Origin of the sequence: Sphaerospermopsis kisseleviana CS-549, assembly GCF_028329225.1 — a bacterium.
GTDB lineage: Bacteria > Cyanobacteriota > Cyanobacteriia > Cyanobacteriales > Nostocaceae > Sphaerospermopsis > Sphaerospermopsis kisseleviana.
In genome coordinates this window covers 1-14,814 of the sequence record NZ_JAQMTI010000151.1, presented here as the reverse complement: position 1 = coordinate 14,814, position 14,814 = coordinate 1, and the positions used below count along the sequence as shown (strand labels likewise).

General features: G+C 33.0%; 18 protein-coding genes. 8 read left to right on the top strand and 10 right to left on the bottom strand.

Annotated features, from left to right (window positions below; genetic code table 11):
- The first annotated feature begins 6 nt into the window (after nt 1-6).
- Nucleotides 7-459: a hypothetical protein gene (locus PN497_RS12710; protein ID WP_096570018.1), complete on the top strand. Its 453-nt coding sequence runs from the start codon at nt 7-9 to the stop codon at nt 457-459.
- A gap of 212 nt (nt 460-671) precedes the next feature.
- Here the strand turns inward: PN497_RS12710 and PN497_RS12705 are convergent, their stop codons facing one another.
- Nucleotides 672-1,481 (bottom strand): prohibitin family protein, encoded by an 810-nt coding sequence (locus PN497_RS12705; protein ID WP_096570016.1) that lies wholly within the window; start codon nt 1,479-1,481, stop codon nt 672-674.
- A gap of 357 nt (nt 1,482-1,838) precedes the next feature.
- Here PN497_RS12705 and PN497_RS12700 point away from each other — a divergent pair, with 357 nt between their 5' ends.
- The gene (locus PN497_RS12700) at nt 1,839-2,084 is read left to right on the top strand and encodes a DUF7219 family protein (RefSeq protein ID WP_096570014.1); all 246 of its coding nucleotides are present in this window, start codon (nt 1,839-1,841) and stop codon (nt 2,082-2,084) included.
- A gap of 188 nt (nt 2,085-2,272) precedes the next feature.
- On the opposite strand, the gene PN497_RS12695 is transcribed toward PN497_RS12700, so the two are convergent.
- The 4 genes from PN497_RS12695 to PN497_RS12680 form a co-directional block, all read right to left on the bottom strand.
- Nucleotides 2,273-2,827 carry a DUF1634 domain-containing protein gene (locus PN497_RS12695; protein WP_096570012.1) on the bottom strand — a complete coding sequence of 185 codons (555 nt, stop codon included), beginning with the start codon at nt 2,825-2,827 and terminating at the stop codon, nt 2,273-2,275.
- 2 nt (nt 2,828-2,829) lie between these two features.
- Complete coding sequence (locus PN497_RS12690; RefSeq protein WP_096570011.1) at nt 2,830-3,666, bottom strand: sulfite exporter TauE/SafE family protein; 837 nt, start codon at nt 3,664-3,666, stop codon at nt 2,830-2,832.
- Nucleotides 3,667-3,897: 231 nt separating this feature from the next.
- A complete protein-coding gene (locus PN497_RS12685; protein ID WP_096570009.1) occupies nt 3,898-4,539 on the bottom strand; it encodes a cadmium resistance transporter in 642 nt (213 codons plus the stop codon).
- Nucleotides 4,540-4,612: 73 nt separating this feature from the next.
- Complete coding sequence (locus PN497_RS12680; RefSeq protein WP_096570007.1) at nt 4,613-6,067, bottom strand: APC family permease; 1,455 nt, start codon at nt 6,065-6,067, stop codon at nt 4,613-4,615.
- A gap of 722 nt (nt 6,068-6,789) precedes the next feature.
- Between PN497_RS12680 and PN497_RS12675 the strand changes: the two genes are divergently transcribed.
- On the top strand, nt 6,790-7,482 hold the full coding sequence (locus PN497_RS12675) for a hypothetical protein (RefSeq protein WP_272110316.1): 693 nt from the start codon (nt 6,790-6,792) through the stop codon (nt 7,480-7,482).
- A 152-nt stretch (nt 7,483-7,634) separates the two neighbouring features.
- Here the strand turns inward: PN497_RS12675 and PN497_RS12670 are convergent, their stop codons facing one another.
- Nucleotides 7,635-8,312 (bottom strand): phosphatase PAP2 family protein, encoded by a 678-nt coding sequence (locus PN497_RS12670; protein ID WP_096570003.1) that lies wholly within the window; start codon nt 8,310-8,312, stop codon nt 7,635-7,637.
- Between the two features lie 641 nt (nt 8,313-8,953).
- Here PN497_RS12670 and PN497_RS12665 point away from each other — a divergent pair.
- Entirely contained in the window at nt 8,954-9,748 is a 795-nt protein-coding gene (locus PN497_RS12665) for a sulfite exporter TauE/SafE family protein (RefSeq protein ID WP_096570001.1), read from the top strand.
- Nucleotides 9,749-9,855: 107 nt separating this feature from the next.
- On the opposite strand, the gene PN497_RS12660 is transcribed toward PN497_RS12665, so the two are convergent.
- Complete coding sequence (locus PN497_RS12660; protein WP_096569999.1) at nt 9,856-10,515, bottom strand: cadmium resistance transporter; 660 nt, start codon at nt 10,513-10,515, stop codon at nt 9,856-9,858.
- Nucleotides 10,516-10,540: 25 nt separating this feature from the next.
- Here PN497_RS12660 and PN497_RS12655 point away from each other — a divergent pair, with 25 nt between their 5' ends.
- Nucleotides 10,541-11,221 carry a cadmium resistance transporter gene (locus tag PN497_RS12655; protein ID WP_096569997.1) on the top strand — a complete coding sequence of 227 codons (681 nt, stop codon included), beginning with the start codon at nt 10,541-10,543 and terminating at the stop codon, nt 11,219-11,221.
- Nucleotides 11,222-11,280: 59 nt separating this feature from the next.
- Here PN497_RS12655 and PN497_RS12650 read toward each other — a convergent pair whose 3' ends face one another.
- On the bottom strand, nt 11,281-11,763 hold the full coding sequence (locus PN497_RS12650; protein WP_096569995.1) for an RrF2 family transcriptional regulator: 483 nt from the start codon (nt 11,761-11,763) through the stop codon (nt 11,281-11,283).
- 308 nt (nt 11,764-12,071) lie between these two features.
- On the opposite strand from PN497_RS12650, the gene PN497_RS12645 reads away from it, so the two are divergent.
- From PN497_RS12645 to PN497_RS12635, 3 genes are all read left to right on the top strand, one after another.
- On the top strand, nt 12,072-12,665 hold the full coding sequence (locus PN497_RS12645; protein ID WP_096569993.1) for a Crp/Fnr family transcriptional regulator: 594 nt from the start codon (nt 12,072-12,074) through the stop codon (nt 12,663-12,665).
- A gap of 461 nt (nt 12,666-13,126) precedes the next feature.
- Nucleotides 13,127-13,702 (top strand): Uma2 family endonuclease, encoded by a 576-nt coding sequence (locus tag PN497_RS12640; RefSeq protein ID WP_096569991.1) that lies wholly within the window; start codon nt 13,127-13,129, stop codon nt 13,700-13,702.
- A gap of 25 nt (nt 13,703-13,727) precedes the next feature.
- Nucleotides 13,728-13,955 carry a type II toxin-antitoxin system VapB family antitoxin gene (locus PN497_RS12635; protein ID WP_096569989.1) on the top strand — a complete coding sequence of 76 codons (228 nt, stop codon included), beginning with the start codon at nt 13,728-13,730 and terminating at the stop codon, nt 13,953-13,955.
- On the opposite strand, the gene PN497_RS12630 is transcribed toward PN497_RS12635, so the two are convergent.
- Both PN497_RS12630 and PN497_RS12625 read right to left on the bottom strand, forming a co-directional pair.
- Entirely contained in the window at nt 13,922-14,377 is a 456-nt protein-coding gene (locus tag PN497_RS12630) for a DUF3368 domain-containing protein (protein WP_096569987.1), read from the bottom strand. The genes PN497_RS12635 and PN497_RS12630 overlap by 34 nt on opposite strands.
- Nucleotides 14,374-14,592, bottom strand: a complete 219-nt coding sequence (locus PN497_RS12625) for a UPF0175 family protein (protein ID WP_096569985.1) — start codon at nt 14,590-14,592, stop codon at nt 14,374-14,376. Before PN497_RS12625 ends, PN497_RS12630 begins: the two co-directional genes overlap by 4 nt.
- Nucleotides 14,593-14,814 lie beyond the last annotated feature (222 nt).

Genomic DNA, 14,814 nt, shown 5'->3' with positions numbered 1-14,814 from the left:
GTATTTATGAAAAATTTATCCGTAACCAGTCAAAACTTTGATCCCACTTTAGAAGAGAAAAAAGAAACCACCTCCCACCAACCAAGCAGCAATATTTGGAAAAAATTAAGAGGAGGGTTTTTTGTTGTTTTCGGATATTTGCTTTCTCCATTATGCTGGTGGAATGATTTATTATTCAATCTACCGATAGCGTACTTTTTTGGTTATGTGTGCAGTTTTTTGTCAGAAAATTTACTTTTACCTTGCACAATTATTGGTTACTGGTTATCAAATATTATTGGTATTCTCATGATGCAATTTGGAGCAGGTGATATTTTTCAAAAACAACCCCAGGAGCGTAATCTTAAAAAAGAGATATTCAATACTTTGATTTCTTCAACTGCATATACCTTATTAATTTTGTTTTTACTTCAGTTGAAAATTATTGATATTCCTCTAGAAATTTTCAAAAATTCATAAACAATAAAATCCCCAATTTTAACCAAGAGGGGATTTAAAATCAAGATTCATGATTAAAAAAATAACTGTAAGCATTCAGCTATCAGCTAACAGAAATCAGCTTTTTAAGGGTTAGACTAAAAATCACATATTGATAATCTACTGATTTATCCAATATTCTGACTCCTGACTCCTGACTCCTGACTCCTGACTCCTGAATTATTACAAATAACTTAATTTTCACTTGCTGTAATTAACTGTTGAATATCGCCAATTTTAAAATCTTCTTTACCGACAATTAACGGTAATTTACCATTCCACTTTTCTAATGCTTGTCTTTGTAATAATTCTGGAGTCAAAATATTTTTTAATAAACTCAAAGATTCAGCTTCACCCTTGGCTAAATTTACCTTAGCTTCCGCTTCCTTAGCTGCTTTAATCGCTAAAAATTCCGCCCGTTTTGCTTCCTGTGCAGCAACTTGTTTTGCTTCTACAGCTTCTATAAACTGATCAGAAAAGTTGATATTAACTAAAGATACATCGTCAACTACAATATAATAATTATCTAATCTTTGTCTTAAAAAATTATCTAATTTATTTTTCACATCTTCACGTCTAGTAATGATTTCTTCTGCTGTATATTGAGCGACTATAGCTTTTACAACTTCTGCAATTGCTGGATCAATAATCATATCTATAATGTTTTTTTCATCGCCAATTTGTTGAAATACTAGATTTGTTTTTATGGGTTGAATATGCCAATTTAGCACTACTTGAGTAAAAATATTTTGTAAATCTTTAGATATAGACTCAGTAGATATAGATTGTTTTTGGATTCTAATACTTAATTTTTTAACTGTATTCACTACAGGAATAATTAAGTGTATTCCTTCGCCTAATACTGGATCTTGCACGTTTCCAAACTTCATTAATACACCACGCTCACCAGCATTAACTATAACAAAAGGAGTAACTAAAATAGTAATTAAACATATTAAAGCCGTGAGTTTACCTGCTTTTTTGAAAGTATGATATTTTTTCATCTCGGTCGCATTCTTTGATCATGTTGATACAATATTCTGTAATTATGTCTATCGTGCAAAATTATATCATGACTTTAGTAACTATACACTAAATATACAAAAATACTGTAGTTAATAGTATATAGATTCCCGACTTCTTAAAGAAGTGGGGTATTCGGGTATTACAGCAAATGTCAATTTGAGTTACTGATCATTATAGTCAATTTGTATTTACCAGTGTTTCCAACTATGAGAATACTGAAAAATGTATTCACTAATACTGCATTTAAAGAGAGTTTATGAAATACTAACATAAAATTTTCTTAAATACCACTTGCATAATTTCTGATTGTTTTAATTCTAACTACCTGCTTCTATATGAACCAAGACCCTTATTTTCTCTCAGAAATATCTGATTTTCTTTATCCACGTAGTGCATATTATGGACAGTTTGAACCAGAATATTTATTATTTAATGCTCATCTTCAAGATTTTTCTCAAAGGGTGAACCACATTTGTGGTCTACAAACTGGTGGTAAACTTTCCCCAGAGGATGCTTATAAACAAATTCAGATTCTTTGGAAAAACTTAAAAATGACTAAGAAAAAATTGTTAATTTCCTAGTAATACCATTTCTGTAGAAGAATGTGCCAAATTTCTGAATCTCTTGCTTCCTTCTTTGTGTACTTTGTCTTCTTTGTAGTTATTTGATTCTTGAATTTGCTACACATGATTGGTATAAATATCTGATTATATCCCCGAATGACCAAAAAATTCGGGGATCTATCTAATGATTTTTTACCTATTACATATTAGTAGGCACTGAGCAAACTGTAAATAAGACTCGTTAACACTAAAGAAGTAATGACTACATAAATAAATTGTCGCAGGAATAAAAAAGTCAAAAAAGAAATAAGGACTCGTAAAACTGGAACAGCAATTAATATTAAAAGTCCTAGTTGAATAATTGCCTGCCGACTACCTGATAAAATTGCTGTGAATACGCCAATGGGTGAGCAAAATTCAGGAGATGTCCCCCGAAATATATGATATTGAGCAGGTTCTGAACCGTGATTGATTAAATGTAATATTCCTCCTATAAATACTATAGAACTGGCAATCAAAACACCATATCTAAGTAAATTACTGAGCAGATTTTCTAATAATTGCTCACCCGGCAATTTTTCTATTTTATGATTATTTGCAATTACACCCTGATAATTGAGATGATTGACATGATGAAAATGTTGTTTTTCTAGTTGTTGAATATCTGAATCTGGTTCTTCAGATATTAAAGCTAGAGTCATTACTTCAGTTTCTTGTTGTATTGATGAAGTCCAACGAAAACCCGAATTTAATCTATACATAATTATAACCCCCCTATAAGACTGTTGTACACCATTTTGATAGCCATTACGACTAGCACAAGGCTAAAAATTATTCTCAATGTTTGGGTTTTAGCACCAATTAAAATTCTTGCTCCTAAAAAAGCGCCTGGTAAAACTCCCAACATTACTGGCATGGATAAACCAGGATCTATATATCCACGACTTAAATAAACACCGGCAGAAGCTGCTGCTGTAACACCGATCATAAAATTGCTGGTGGTGGTGGAAACTTTAAAAGGTAGACGCATGGCTTGATCCATTGCTAATACCTTAAATGCTCCCGAACCAATTCCTAATAAACCAGAAAGCACACCGGCAATTAACATAATGCTAAATCCAGCAGGTAAGGCATTTATTTGATAAGGTATCACACCGTTAGGTGTGGGATAAGTGCCATTGAGTTGGAGATATTCCGCAATGGGATCTGGTTCGGCAATTTCTTGATTTTCTGCTTTTGGGCGTTGGGATAAATATGCTGAATAAATTAAAACAACTGCCAAAATAATTGTTAAGAATTTCACGGAAACAAAGGCAGCTAATAAAGCTCCGATCATTGCACCAATGGTAGTGGCAACTTCCAAAAACATTCCTAAGCGCAGGTTAGCAAATCCTTGTTTAATGTATGTAGATGCTGAACCTAATGATGTGGCAATTACTGAGACTAAAGATGCACCAACAGCATAACGAATATCAACACCAAAAACTGAAGTTAATAAAGGAACTATAACGACTCCGCCTCCTAAACCTGTTAATGATCCTACTAACCCAGCACTAAATGATCCCAGCCAAACTAATAAAGAAAATGTGAGTATAGTCAAAATTTTTTCCTCTTGGTGTATTAGTTATTATTGATGATTAATCATTCATTTGTCATTAGTTGTTAGCATTTTTTATTAATTGTTGAGCTACCAATATTTAACAGTCAGTAATAGGTAAAAATTAAAGATAAATTTCAGTTTGTAAATGTTTATTATGGAGTTATACAAACTTTAAATTTGATGCTTAACCTAAGTACTGATAACTAAAGGCTGATTTTGTTTTTTACGCTGTTATCTGTTAAGTACATTCATTAGACTTAAACTATGACTGTCAATGAAGACAAAAGTACCTAATCCAATCAAAACATAGGGCATGAAACGATGACCATATTGGGTGAAAAGATGGGCGATCGCCTGGTTATGAGTTAATTTATATGCCACATAACACAATAATCCCACGGACAAAAAGAACACACCCAAAATTAATAAAAGACTCTGCCAATTACTACTAGCAAATATCGGTACATAAATACTAATGTTGTCTGTACCATTAGCGAAAGTAATAGCAGCTACACTGTAAGTTTGCACATTAAAAAATTTAGCTAACAATGATTCATGAGATGTTTCTGTATTTGTATCTACATCTTCTGATTCTTCATCTTCGGAATTTAGTAAAGTTTTGATGCCGATGATGATTGGTATTAAACCAAATAAACCAATCCAAGGACGAGGTAAAATTAAACCGCCAAAGAAACCAGGTAAACTCACCAAAACTAAAGCTGTAAAACCTGCATATTGACCTAAAATTATATGCCATTTACGGAATTTCACATTTACTTGTGAAAAAAACAAAGTTAAGATGACTAAATCATCAATATTGGTGGCACTAAAAGCGGCCGCCCCTGTACTAATTGCTGTGATTACACCACTCATAGGAATTTGAGATTTGAGATTTGAGATTTGAGATTTGAGATTTGAGATTTGAGATTTGGGAAATTACCACCTGTTAATAGTTATTTCTTTCCGCAAAACTCGCATGAATTTCATCAACTCGTTGCTGCATTCCTGCTACTAAATGGGGGGAGCGTTGTTTTTTAATTAAAAACCAACTACAACTAGTAACAAGATAGATTAAAAACAAGTAAGGAAAAAGATTATAAGGAGCTTCTGGAACAGGAAAAAGATTACTACCAGGAATACCCACACTTCCTAAAATGGGAATCATCATAAAACCCACCGCCAACATAGAAAATACTATATCTATGAGACGGAGTTTATTAATTTTGTGTAGATAGACTGGAGCAGCAACAGAAATCAAAATATAAACAGTTAAAAAACCATAACTACAAATAGCACCCAAATATCCCATACACTCAAAGAGTTTGATGTGGAAAAAAGACATGATCGCCGGAACTAAAAATGTCAAAAATGAACACATTGTAACAGCAACATGAGGAGTTCTATTTTCTGTGTGGGCATGACCTAAAGACGCATGAAATAAACCATGACGTGCCATTAAAAAAGCTACTCTAGCAGCAGGGTTAATACTTCCTAAAATGCAAGCAAAGAAACTAAATAATGCTCCTAAACCTACTAATTCTCCTAAAAAACCAACTCCTACTTGTTGAGAAAGAAAACCTAAAGGTTCTTCTGTTTGAGTAATAGATACCCCAGTACCACTAAAACCCAAAACTTCTATGTAAGTAGTAGAAACAAAAAATAAACCTGCAAGGATAACACTACCCATCACTGCTTTAGGTATTGTACGTAATGGTTTTTTGGCTTCATCTCCTAAGCTAGTGGCACTTTCAAAACCAGAGAACCCAAACATAACTAAAACTAATCCAGTGGCTATATTACCGGGATTCACACCAGATAAAGTTAATTGAGACATATCTACAGCAAAACCTTTGTGCGCCCAAATAATCAGGCACAAAATGATAATTAAAACTAAAGAAACTACTTCTAACCACAGCATAGTTAGTGCTGAAAGTTGAATATCTTTATAAGCTGCATACCAAGAAATTCCCGCCCCAATAGCTAATAGTGTAATACTCGAAGGATGAATACCTAAATGGCTAATAAAAATCCCAAAAAAGTTAGCAAAACCACAAAGAACTGACATTCCTGTAAATAAATAAGCCAGTACCAAACTCCAACCACAAATTACACCTGCGGTTGCTCCTAAACCTTTGGTAATGTATGAGTATAAAGAACCAGGAGAAGCGGAACGACTGGCGAATTGGTTGATATTAATGCTCACTAATAATAATCCCATCAAACCAATCACAAAACTTAGCCAAGTACCATTTCCTGATAGTGCCACAATCAAACCAATGTTAGATGCAGGTACAGTTGTTGGTGCAATAACCGCAAAAGATTGAGCTAAAACTTCTGAGAAAGAAAGGCAATTTGGCTTTAAGCCGTGAAAACTTTTAGGTGATTTAATTTCTGTGTTCATCTTCAGGATTCTCTATTGTGAAATGACGCATACATAGATGGACAATAGGGAGATTTTGATTTTTGTCTGAGTAATACCTGATGGCAAGTAATAAAAATTTACAAAAGTTTAAAGTTTTCCTTTTGTTGTGCATATTTACCAGCCAATTCCACAGAAATAAATCCCTGATCTGTATTGGATTATGGCTAATTTTTAGTTATACCTTCTAGGCTATTCAGACCTGTGATTTATGTGTACAAAATTCCCTTAAAGAATCTGTAGCTGCTGTTTATAGATTAACCCCATATCTATTCCTAGCAACTACTATTAGGATTTGTGTTTTCTTTGACAAATCAAATATTACATGATGCTTTGATATTATGCAAGTGGTTTATCTATTTTTTTCTGATATTTTTTGTAAAATTATTTTCTGTTGATAAATACTCAAAAGAGCATCGGATTTGGTGGGAATTAAATTTGTATAAAAAATTCTTTTCCAAGATTTAATAAAAGTATGTAAAAATACACTACTTAATCATGAGTTATTTAGGATGTTATATAGGTAAAAGCCTATAAAATTATAGATTTTTGAGATTTTTTAATATGCAAATTCAAGTTAATACTGGGTATTCTAATTGGCTAAATGATATTCTTGCCCATTTGAATTAATTATGATAATTTAAACTAGCGAACAGTTCAGTAAGTAGAAAAATGATGGTTTTTTCATTTCTACTTTGGGTCAAATGGATAATCTAAATATTCTCAAATCAGGAATTACTGCCATGAAAAGTCTCAAGTATATATTGATGATTGCGTTATGCTGTATCAGTTTATTATTTTCTGAATCTGCGTTAGCAGATCCGCCCAGATATAAGAAAAATCCTGATTACATAGCCCTGAGTCAACAATTGAACCAGTTAGCAAATGCAAAAGCTACACAAACTTTACCCCAAGGCTATACACCAGAACAATTAGAGCAGAAAATCAGTGATTTAAAATTACAAAAATTAGCCTTTGAATCAGGGATTGATTGGGGGCAATGTATTAATCAAACAGGTAAAACAATAGCTATTTATGGACCAGAACCAAATTTAGAAGAAGATGATTATTCCCCAGGATCAGCTTTATATTTTTTAGGTGATAATCAGACAACCAAAAATAAATGGAATTGTCAAGGAGTTTATATACCTTCAGATGTTAAAGCTGTAGCTGTTGGTTTAGATGGAGAAAACCAAGAACTAACAGGTGATTCAATTGTTAAAGTTACTAATGGCACTAAGTTAGTTTTGACAACTAACCCAGATACAGGTGTTATTGAGTTTAGCCAAGCAGGAACACAAATTCTCAAACCTGGTGAAATTAACTGGTTTATTCCTAATGTTTCTCAGGCAATTGTAAATGCAAGAGTGATTAATGCACCTGCTCAAAAATCTTAATTTTTACTGGTTAGTAGTTATTAGTCATTTCATTAAGCATTTCATTAAGTATTCAGCTATCAGTAATCAGCTATTATTCATGATTTTCTTCTTTGCTGATGGCTGAATACTGACGGCTGAAGACTTATGGTTTAATAATTATGGTTTAATAATTATGGTTTAATAATTAAATTCATACCAATAGCCCAAGCTAAAGCAAGCATCCAACCTGCAAGTATATCACTAGGAAAATGAACTCCTAAATATAGTCTTGTCCAAGCAATAATTAAGAGGTAAAAACTACCAATAATTAAAACTAACCACCGCCAAGGACGATCCCAAGTTAAAATTACTAAAATTGCTACTAATGTCATACTTGTCATGGCATGACCACTAGGAAAAGCATAATCCAATTCTGGTGCTTTTGATATCCATAAATTAGGGCGTGTTCGCTGTATAATTTCTTTAGCTGTGTGATTAATAATTAAATTTCCTATAGCAGTAGTGATCAGATAATTAAAAGTTCTCCATCTGCGGTTACGTAATAAAATTATGGCGATCGCACTCAACACAGGAAATGCAGTCCAAAATGATCCCCACTTAGTTAACACTACTGCGATCGCATCTAGTTGAGGATTAGCTGTACTATGAATAGCCATCAAAATCGGCACATCCCAAGAAAAGCTATCTTTATTCTGCCAAATTTTCACCGCCATAATTTCCACAACTTGCAAAGGTAAATACACACCTATCAACATCAGCAACAAAGAACGCCAATTAGAAAACAGCAGGTTTTTGATCACCATAACCTTTGATGTGTGTTCCTCTTTCATCATTTTCATTTTATTCATAAGTTAAGAAATTAGCTATTAGTAATTAGCTATTAGTAATTCAATACTTTTCGGTTAACCCTAAAACAACGACATAACGTAGGTTGGTTTGAGGAAAGAAACCCAACATTTACAAGGGTTTGTTAGATTTCCACACGGTAAACCCAACCTACAAAAATCCTTAATCGAACAGTATTGCCTCAAAATTAATATTATTACACTGCCAAAAGCGCAAATTACACAAAAGTAAAAGATTTATAAGAAATTTTTTATAGTAGCTGCGTTTATTTTTTATTTGATGCAAATATTTCTATTTAAGTAACTTATTATTAGCGTTTAATTAGGATTTATTATTATTTAACTAGTAATAAAATCCCCCATAGCTGTAGTTTGTATTTCCTCAACTATTGATCATTTTTTCTCTATTCGTCAGCAAATAATCACCACAAAATCAACAAAAAATTATTTCATTTTCAGACCTTGACAATATACTTTTCCCAGGTGTACTATTAAAATACGGTAAGTCAATCAAGATTGCGGTGATTAACCCAAGTGAAGACAATCAGGTTAAGAAAATAACAACCTAAATTTTCACCAGAGGGAAAACTCATCCTTGAGGAGTTATTACAGATCACAGCTAAAACCCACTACAAAACAGGAACATGGACTACTTACTACTACCCGTTTTCAGCTTTTTCATCGGTATTATTGTCGGTTTAACAGGAATAGGAGGCGCATCTTTAATCACTCCAATGTTAATTTTTATTTTTCAAGTACCGCCTTCTATTGCTATCAGTTCTGATGTTGTAGCAGCCACATTAATGAAAGTAGTAGGTGGAGTCAAACACTGGCAACAAAAAACCCTAGATATAGAAATAGTTAAATGGCTGGCAATAGGTAGCGTTTCAGGTTCATTGTTAGGTGTAGCGGTTTTACATCAACTCAGAAACAGTAACCTCAACATAGATAATCTTTTGCTGCGGTTATTGGGAGTAATGATTTTAATTGTTACATTCACAGCATTAATCCAAATGTTGTTAGTGAAGTTTTTCCCCAAAGTCAATTTACCCGAATTACCAACATTAAATGTTAAAACTAATCAAGGGCGGTTTTTAACATTGTTAATTGGCGCACTTTTAGGTTTTTCTGTGGGTATGACTAGCGTTTCTTCCGGTTCTATGTTTGCCTTGGTTTTGATGGTTTTCTTTCGTCTTGATGCCCGTAAATTAGTAGGTACAGATATTACTCAAGCCGCAATTTTATTAATATTCACATCTTTAGGACATCTCACATTAGGAACAGTTAATTGGGGTTTAGTGATACCAATTTGGATCGGTTCAGTTCCCGGTGTAATTATTGGTGCTAAACTTTGTGAAATGACACCTCAACGCCCTTTGAAATTGATTATATACAGCATTTTAATGATGGTAAGTTGGAAGTTAGTTTTACCAGCATAAGTAGGGGTTAACCAAAATCACATTTCTCCATCTTAATAGAGATTTAGTGGAATAAAAAATATCTGTAAACCTGAAAATGCTTTTCCAATATTTTATTTTCAAATATCTTATAACAATGATTTGATCATTTCTAAAGTACCACGTTCATACATAATAAATAATCCCAAACCAATTAACACAAATGGAACTAAAGCCTTACCATAACGAGTTAGAATATAACCAATAGCAGCTTGACGACTTAATAAATAGGCAATACCACACCACACCCCTACCATAGATAAGAAAACAATCAGAATAATTCCTAAACTACCAAAACTCTGACCAGCAAATAGGGGAATGTAAATACTAATATTATCACCACCATTAGCCAGCGTTACAGCCGCAACTTTATAAGTATTAGGGTGAAGAATACTTAATAAAAAAGCAAATATGGGATTGGGATGTAATGACTCTAATAAATCACTATTTACTGTTTGTACTTCTGTATTTTCTTCTTCTCGATTCAATAAATATTTAATGCCAATTACTATTGGTAATAATCCTAATAATCCAATAAATTCTCGCTGAATCACTAAGCCACCAAAAAAACCTGGTAAACTAAGAATAATAATAGCTAAAAAACCAAGGTATTGACCGATAAAAATATGTCTACGGCGAAAATTACTATCTATTTGTGAAAATAAAAGTAGTAAAATAATAATATCGTCTATATTAGTGGCTGCAAAAGCGATAATACCTTGAGTAAAAGCAGTAATTAAACTATTCATGATGTTTGAAGATTAATGATGTAGAATGAATGATTTATTGATATCTATAATCACAGGAGTTGTAACTTTTATTGCTACTAATATTGATGATCTTGTGATTTTGTTGGTTTTTTTTGCCCAAGCTGATGATAATTTACAACCTTGGCAAATTGTTTTAGGTCAATATTTGGGTTTTACGATTCTTGTCATTCTCAGTTTACCTGGTTTATTGAGTGGTTTAATTATACCTACAAACTGGATTAGTTTATTAGGTTTGATTCCTTTGTCTATGGGTATTAGTAGTTTAGTTAATCAAGAACAAGATACCAATTTATCGGCTGAAATTAATACCGAAATTACACCATTTGCATCATCAAGTCAAAGTAATTTGTTAAGTTCTCAAATTTATACCATTACTCTAATTACTATTGCTAATGGCAGTGATAATATTACTGTTTATATACCTTTATTTTCTACCAATAAACTAGATAGCTTTTTAGTGATTATAGTTGTCTTTTTCCTCCTATTGTCAGTTTGGTGTTACGCAGCTTATAAGTTAACCCACCAGAAGCAAATAGCAAATTTTTTAACTAATTATGGTAGTTATTTTGTACCTTTTGTACTGATGGGTTTGGGTGTTGTAATCATCTATCAAAATCAGGCATTAAGTCCGATCAAACTCCTTGGTATTTGTCTGTGTTTGTTAGTTTTGATGAAAAAGAATTAATTGATTAATTGATTAATTGATTAATTGCTTTTCCCATATTTATTAGCTGATGACTCACACTAAATGTAATACATGGGATCATTTTGAGTGCGAGTTTCTTTTTCTTGACATAAGTCTTGGAGTGTGTGACTACGCAACACTTCACTAGAAGCGGTGTTAGCTTTTTCCCAAATTTCACGCACTAGAGTCCTTTCTATAGTTGGATTTTCAGAATTTTCTTTCTCTTTCCGTTCTCCTTCTACCAAGGTGACTATTTCTAGTAAGGTTATTTGCCAAGGTTCACGCACTAAAAGAAAACCACCTTTTGAACCGCGCTGACTCTGCACCACACCCGCACGTCGCAGTTGAGTGAGAATTTGTTCTAAGTAACGCTCTGGGATGGGTTGCTTGGCTGCAATTTCACTTATAGTTAGAGTAACTTTTTGATCATGGTGGCTGGCTAGTTCTAGCAGTGCTAAGAGTGCGTATTCCACCTTGGCGGAAAGTTCCAGGAGACGGTAGCTTTGACTATTCACGTCTGTATTTAAAATACTACTGTACATTGATAGATTTAAGAGCCTTTTTACGAAAGAAGTCTACTTTAAAGTGTTAAATGTGATAGCTTCTCACTTGTTTTACTAAAATATCATAAATCTATCGGATTACCGTAGTTATTTAATATAATTCCCATAGTTGCTCTATATTGACCAGAAATCAACATATTTGTAGGGTGCGCCCGATGTCAAAATTGCTTGATTTACTTGATTTGTGCGGTCTGACTTACCCTAGAAGATATTTTTGGCGTGACTTTCTGATCCGAAATCATATATACTACGGTTAGAACATCGGAAAATAGTAATATAATATACTTATGCCTTTAAATACAATTATTTTCGGGTTATCTACTGATAATGATCGCCAAAAGTTTCATTTTTCCAGGCGATCGCTCATACCCAGTAAAAAAAATGCCCTCTGGCAAATAGAAAGCGGCTTTGTCATGACTTATACCTACTTAGAAGACGGTACAACAGTAGCTTTAGGTTTATGGGGACCTGGGGATATAGTGGGTGAAATGCTGTCAAAAATCAAACCCTATTGCATAGAATGTTTAACTAATGTAGAAGCGAATATTTTAGCAGCAGATAACTTGCAGCAATTTACAGATGCTTTACTTCAGCACATCCATCAAGCAGAAGAATTAATGTTAATACGTAGCCATAAAAAAGTAGAAACTATGCTAATTCAACTTCTAGCATGGTTATCTAAAAAATTTGGCTCACAGGTAGAAACAGGGAGATTAATTAATATGCGACTGACACATGAAGACTTAGCCGCCCTTGTTTGTTCTACCCGTGTTACTATCACTAGATTATTAGGACAATTAGAAGATGCAGGAGTAATTGATCGAATGTCTTTGAATCGGATTATTGTCAAAAAAGAAAATATTTGGTATTACGAGATTTAAGTATAAGCATTCATCCGTCAGCCAGAAATAAGAAGCTCATCAATAATAGGTTTTAAATTGGTTTCATTAAGACTGGTGTTATTTGACAACACAGGAGCATCCTTATTATTAACCCAGTCTTTCTCTAAAGAATAACTGGATAATTAATATTGTCTGAATATTGTCTGAATCAAGATATCCAGGATTTGAGGATTTACAGGATAAGTAACTAGAAAGCTGGTAAAATATATTAAATTTTTGATCCTGATTTGATATAATATCTATGATTGGTAGTAAAATGATATAGATATTAATTAGTTAACTATAGTTCCTAACTCTAGTTGCTAATTATCTAGTTAATCCTAATCATGGTTAATTACTGACAAATATCTGTTTTCATCCTGTAAATCCTCTAATCCTGGAAATCCTGATTCTGACAATATTGAAAAATACCTGTTTTATCCTATCACCCCATATTGACAATGACAGCCATAACCATTAACCTAAACCCTATCGTCAGATTTACCGATGATCAATTTTATCAACTCTGTCGGAAAAATCCTGATGTAAAATTTGAACGCAACGCTAAAGGAGAACTATTAGTCATGTCACCCACAGGAGGGGAAACTGGAAGAATTAATTCAGAAATTAATGCTGATTTTGGTGTTTGGAATCGTCAAACTAAACTAGGCGTGTGTTTTGATTCTTCCACCTGTTTTAAACTTCCTAATGGTGCAAATCGTTCTCCAGATGTTGCATGGATTAAAAAAGAAAGATGGGATAGTTTAACCACAGAAGAAAAAACTAAGTTCCCTCCCATTGCCCCTGATTTTGTTTTAGAATTAATGTCACCTACAGATAGCTTGCAAGAAACACAAAAGAAGATGCAAGAATATATGGAAAATGGTGTAAAATTAGGTTGGTTGATTAATCCAAAAACACGCCAAGTAGAAATTTATCGTTTAGGTAAACCAGTCGAAATATTAACCGCACCCTTAGAATTATCAGGGGAAGATATTTTACCAGGATTTATTTTAAACATGGCAATAGTTTGGTAAATGAAATTTTAGAGAAAAATACAATATGATGACAAATTTAGAAATAGACGAAAACTTAATCAAAGAAGCACTTGAACTGAGTGGTTATAGTGATCAAAGTGCTGTAATTGCAGAAGCTTTAAAACAGTATATACAACGACGAAAACAACAGGAAATTATAGAACTATTTGGTACAATTGAATATGAAGATGATTATGACTATAAACAACATCGTAAAATTTATAATTCTCCAGCTAAAATTAAAGCTTTTTGAATTAAAGCAGGTGCTATCCGAAAATTAACAGATTCTAGTGACATAATCAATGGTTTCACTTCCGAAATCACACCTTTTTCTTTAGCACGTAGTAACATTCCTAGTGTACCTATAACTTTTAAACCCATTTGTTGAGCAATACCACGAGCATTACGTTCATCTATAATTAAAAATACATCTCCTAATTCTATTGCTAGTGTTATAGCTTCAGCTTCTCCTGGATCAAGTTGGGTTTTTAAAGCAGCAACTAAAGCTAAATTAGCCACTGGTTGAACTATTGGCCAATCTTCATTAATACCTACTTCTTTTTGTACAGCTAATGGTATGAATATAAAAGAGAAAACCTGTGGTAATATTTCTAAACGTCCTATTCTTTCTAAACCAATCAAACAGGTACTATTAGTAACAGCAACTTCACTCACAGATTCATCTCCTGTTCTAATTCTTCAGGTGGATAATTAATTACAGGAACTCCCATTTTTCCCAGTAATTCTATATATGTACTCTTGGAGTAACCTGCTAGTTTAGCAGCTTGTCCTAAAGATAATTTACCAGATTCAAATAATTTAACTGTCAACAATAGTTGTGCCTCATCAATAGAAATATTTGCAGGTAATTCCAGCCTAAGCTCATTCATAACTTCTACCTGATAATCATTTTGTGAATCATATCTTGAACTTTAGCATACACAGCCAAATATCCTAAAAATTATAATAAAATTAATTAGGGTTTGCTGAATAAACCTAAAACCTTGATATATCAAAGGTTAGAGGCTGATAAACAGGAAAAAAGTGCAAGGGTTTTGAAGGGTATACCGGAAAAAGTGTGCATTTTTTGGGATTTCAAGAGATGGCAAAGA

Coding starts and splice junctions, on each gene's coding strand:
- PN497_RS12710 (WP_096570018.1), top strand. CDS start 7: ATGAAAAATTTATCCGTAACCAGTCAAAACTTTGATCCCACTTTAGAA.
- PN497_RS12705 (WP_096570016.1), bottom strand. CDS start 1,481: ATGAAAAAATATCATACTTTCAAAAAAGCAGGTAAACTCACGGCTTTA.
- PN497_RS12700 (WP_096570014.1), top strand. CDS start 1,839: ATGAACCAAGACCCTTATTTTCTCTCAGAAATATCTGATTTTCTTTAT.
- PN497_RS12695 (WP_096570012.1), bottom strand. CDS start 2,827: ATGTATAGATTAAATTCGGGTTTTCGTTGGACTTCATCAATACAACAA.
- PN497_RS12685 (WP_096570009.1), bottom strand. CDS start 4,539: ATGAGTGGTGTAATCACAGCAATTAGTACAGGGGCGGCCGCTTTTAGT.
- PN497_RS12680 (WP_096570007.1), bottom strand. CDS start 6,067: ATGAACACAGAAATTAAATCACCTAAAAGTTTTCACGGCTTAAAGCCA.
- PN497_RS12675 (WP_272110316.1), top strand. CDS start 6,790: ATGGATAATCTAAATATTCTCAAATCAGGAATTACTGCCATGAAAAGT.
- PN497_RS12670 (WP_096570003.1), bottom strand. CDS start 8,312: ATGAATAAAATGAAAATGATGAAAGAGGAACACACATCAAAGGTTATG.
- PN497_RS12665 (WP_096570001.1), top strand. CDS start 8,954: ATGGACTACTTACTACTACCCGTTTTCAGCTTTTTCATCGGTATTATT.
- PN497_RS12660 (WP_096569999.1), bottom strand. CDS start 10,515: ATGAATAGTTTAATTACTGCTTTTACTCAAGGTATTATCGCTTTTGCA.
- PN497_RS12655 (WP_096569997.1), top strand. CDS start 10,541: ATGAATGATTTATTGATATCTATAATCACAGGAGTTGTAACTTTTATT.
- PN497_RS12650 (WP_096569995.1), bottom strand. CDS start 11,763: ATGTACAGTAGTATTTTAAATACAGACGTGAATAGTCAAAGCTACCGT.
- PN497_RS12645 (WP_096569993.1), top strand. CDS start 12,072: ATGCCTTTAAATACAATTATTTTCGGGTTATCTACTGATAATGATCGC.
- PN497_RS12640 (WP_096569991.1), top strand. CDS start 13,127: ATGACAGCCATAACCATTAACCTAAACCCTATCGTCAGATTTACCGAT.
- PN497_RS12635 (WP_096569989.1), top strand. CDS start 13,728: ATGATGACAAATTTAGAAATAGACGAAAACTTAATCAAAGAAGCACTT.
- PN497_RS12625 (WP_096569985.1), bottom strand. CDS start 14,592: ATGAATGAGCTTAGGCTGGAATTACCTGCAAATATTTCTATTGATGAG.